Origin of the sequence: Streptomyces atratus, from assembly GCF_014648655.1 — a bacterium.
GTDB lineage: Bacteria > Actinomycetota > Actinomycetes > Streptomycetales > Streptomycetaceae > Streptomyces > Streptomyces atratus.
Map to the genome: position 1 here is coordinate 1 of NZ_BMRN01000194.1, position 1,009 is coordinate 1,009.

The window sequence follows — 1,009 nt, forward strand, 5'->3', positions numbered from 1 at the left end:
CCACCGTGGACCGCGCCGAGCACGAGCGCTACTTCGCCGACCTGCTCGGCGACGTCACCGAGCCCACGGCCCCGTACGGCCTGGCGGACGTACGCGGCGACGGCGCCGACACGGTCCACGAAGTCGTCGAGTTCTCCCCGGAGTTGGACCGGCGTCTACGGGCGGTCGCACGCCGCGCCGGCATCAGCACGGCGACCGTCCTGCACGTCGCCTGGGCCCGGGTCCTCGCCGCCGTCAGCGGCCGCGAGGACGTGGTATTCGGCTCGGTCCTGTACGGCCGCCTGAACGCGGGCGCCGGGGCCGACCGGGTGGCGGGCCCGTTCATGAACACCCTGCCCGTACGCGTGCGGACGGACGAACTGGGCGCGCTCGCGGCGGTGTCCGCGATGCGCGGCCAGCTCGCCCAGCTCCTGGAGCACGAGCACGCGCCGCTGGTCGTGGCCCAGCGCGCCAGCGGCGTCACCGGCGACACCCCGCTGTTCACGTCCTTCCTCAACTACCGGCGCAACCCGGGCCGTGCCGTCGACGAGGGCATGGAGGGGGTGCGGCTCCTGTCGGTGCGCGAGCGCACCAACTACCCGCTGGTCGTCCTGCTCGACGACTACGGCGACCGCACCGAGGTGGCTGTCGACTCCGTCGCGCCCATCGACTCCCGCGCGGTCGGCACCCTCGTGCGCACCGCCGCCGGGAACCTGGTCTCCGCCCTGGAGTCCGCGCTCGACGGCGGCCCGGACGTGCCGCTCGGCTCGATAGAAGTGCTGACCGAGGACGAGCGCCGCCGGGTGCTCGTCGACTGGAACGACACGGCGGCCGACGCTCCGGCGGAAGTGGTGCACCAGCTGTTCGAGGCGCAGGCCGCCCGTACGCCGGGTGCCGCCGCGATCGTCACCGAGGGCGTCAAGGTGTCGTACGGGGAGCTGGACGCGCGGGCGAACCGGATCGCGCACTACCTGATGGGTCAGGGCATCGGTGCCGAGTCGGTGGTGGGTCTGTGTCTGCCGCGTGGTGT

1 protein-coding gene is annotated in these 1,009 nt (G+C 73.5%); it reads left to right on the top strand.

The features are described from left to right. A partial coding sequence (locus IEZ15_RS44035) for a condensation domain-containing protein (RefSeq protein ID WP_189282525.1) occupies positions 1-1,009 on the top strand: 1,009 nt, incomplete at both ends.